The following is a 2,617-nucleotide window of genomic DNA, read 5'->3' as shown; positions in this document are numbered from 1 at the left end:
AACGAGAACACCAACGGCCTGATCCGGGAGTACTTCCCGAAGGGCACCGACTTCGCTCAGGTCAGCGAAGAACGAATCCAGGAGATCGAAGACAAGCTCAACCTTCGACCGCGCAAGCGGCTCGGCTACCGGGCCCCGATCGAAGTGCTGGAGCAATCTTTACAGCGGCGACGCGCCGCATGACGTGGCGTTGCACTTGTTGGTTGAATTCAGGGACAAAGGCTAGCCATGAGCCATCGCCAATGCGAACTGGCACCTCATATTCGGCGTCACGAAGCGCCGGCGCTTGTTTCGCATTAAAATGGCGGATAAGGGTGTTTAGGCCGTCTAATGCACTCCCGGCTTGTCCCGCATCTAACACACCTGGGGCTACCCGTTCCCCGTCGTATTTGATGTAGCCGATGATTTCGGACTCGTTCTCCATAAGGCCTCTACGAGTGATTGTTTTTTGCTAACGCGCGCAGCACAGGCGAAATTGTAGCGCAGCGGAAATTTTGTCACTGTGCCTGCGTTTGTTAGCCATCTTAGAATAGATCATCGCCATACTTTCTCTTTTGATATTCTTGAACTCCATCAACATCATTTAGGAACAGAATTAACTCTTTTAACGCAATCACATAAAACCTAGTCGTGCCGGAATCAAGAACATGAGTCAAGCCGTGGAAATCACGCTGATGAAGGTTATCGAGATCCAAAAAAGATGTTGCATCATAGTTCTTCTTCCACTCGCCACCCATTTCCCAAGTAATAGCTAAGTGGATATCCTTTTCGTTTTTATACTCACTTTCAAATTCATGAATAAGCGCATCTAGATTGTATTTGTACTCAAGAATCTTGGGCGGACTAACATGCTCTGTACTAAAATGCATCTCCTCAACACCAAGGGGGTTTTTCTCTTTATCAAATTTATGATTATCTAGAGGCTCTTTAACGATAAACTTATATACGCCGTCATACTGCTTCACTTGGCTAGTTGCTAGCAGTTTTATGCCGCGAATAACTCCCCCAGCAATCAGTTGGTTAAAAAGAACTATAACATCTTGCTCTGATTGTGGTTCTGAGGTTATTGAGATCTCGTTAATTGGTGCAAAAAAGTTTTTATTACTAAGGGTCAAAGGGTGTTCACTTTCATGCTTTTCTTGATCTTTGACCCAATCGTGAAGCTCGATCTCTTTTGATATATCAGGCTTCACGCCGCTATCGGCCTTTAATAGTGATTTCCACTTTTTAAACCTATTTACAATGGCTACAGCCACCTTTTCCGCAACTTCCTTCAGTTCGGGCTGAAATCCCTTTCGGCCTAAATCCGGATCAGCGTCTTTAAAATGAACAACAATATGACATTGGTTTTGATGGCCGATATTGGATGTAAGAGGGATAGCGATTAACTCACCCTGCGTCATTCGATTGTTGGCTAGCTGCAGCCCCCCTTTATGAACCCTATACCCCTTCCTTAATTTCGCGAGAGAATCGTTGAATTGATCCCATACCGATGTGGAGTAGGCAAAATACCCATATGCTTCAATATTATATTCTTCCACTAGCTCTCTATAGGTTTCATCTTTGTCGCGTAAGGAAAGAACTTCCGAGGTATTAAAAAATTCATATAGACCATTGGACTTCTTGAACTTATTCGGTATTGCCGAGGCATCTTTCCCCTGATCTATAAGCTTTTTTTGTACTTTTAAAACATCCTTGAGTGCAACGCTTCCCTTTATTTTATTGTGGGGGTAGATATATTTAGCTTCTTGATCTGTAACTGTTTCCTTCTCTCCATTCTTTTTAATTACCGTCAGATCAAACTTTATGCATGAATTTTCGCCATCTAGGACATCAATCGACCCAAGCGGTGTCTTGATTAAAAGCAGGTATAGCCATTGCTCCGGTGTAGTAGCGGAATACCATGACAAATCTTTAGGTCTCGTATGGTCTCCCCCGAATTTGATTTTAAATGTTGATCCTCTTGATATGCCTCTGAATTCGGCAACATCTGGATCGGCGATATTTACAACTGGGCGTGTTTTAATTCCTTTGTAGTCTTCCACCCAACCTCTTCCGCCAATCAACTCTCCAATAAAATCGTGACCATTCCCCTTGGTTCCAAACTTAAGGTAGTCGAAACCATAACCAATATAGGTGGCCCCCACCCCTTTATTCCCTCTAGTTTCCCCCTCATCTTTGAAGGATATATTTGGCGCCAGAAACGCCTCGAATTCTTTTTTATTAAATCCTATTCCATTGTCAGTTATTGAAAACGAGTTTTCCGATAGATCAATAATCAGCCATAAACGTTTCTTGTATTCCTTGGCTTCTTCGATATCGGCTCTTTTGTCAACTGCATCCATTGCGTTTTGAATTAACTCGGAGAATGAATCGTACATCCCAACGTAGGACTTCAATATATTCTTTATTTCTTTTTTTTGCGCAGCACTAATTATTTCTGAATCGGCATCCTTACTGACTAGCAATGGGTCCCAAGTCTGTAAACTCATAGTTTCCTTTACCCTATATCTATAAATTAGCTGTCAGGTCTCGTCTGATTGCATACCGCGAGAGAAGGCACCCCTGTTTCATGCCCGGGAGTGGATGCGTATTGTGCCCGATGAGCGAACGGGAG

1 protein-coding gene and 1 pseudogene are annotated in these 2,617 nt (G+C 43.5%); one reads left to right on the top strand and one right to left on the bottom strand.

Annotation, left to right across the window (positions count from 1 at the left end):
- Positions 1–183 (top strand): annotated as a pseudogene (locus F573_RS15300) (IS30 family transposase); the annotation flags it as partial.
- Positions 184–524: 341 nt separating this feature from the next.
- Here the strand turns inward: F573_RS15300 and F573_RS14985 are convergent.
- The gene (locus tag F573_RS14985; protein WP_081619249.1) at positions 525–2,492 is read right to left on the bottom strand and encodes an ATP-binding protein; all 1,968 of its coding nucleotides are present in this window, start codon (positions 2,490–2,492) and stop codon (positions 525–527) included.
- Positions 2,493–2,617: the final 125 nt, after the last annotated feature.

Origin of the sequence: Thioalkalivibrio sp. ALE23 (assembly GCF_000378545.1) — a bacterium.
GTDB lineage: Bacteria > Pseudomonadota > Gammaproteobacteria > Ectothiorhodospirales > Ectothiorhodospiraceae > Thioalkalivibrio.
The sequence above is the reverse complement of the archived record's forward strand: the minus strand, read 5'-3'. Positions and strand labels throughout refer to the sequence as shown.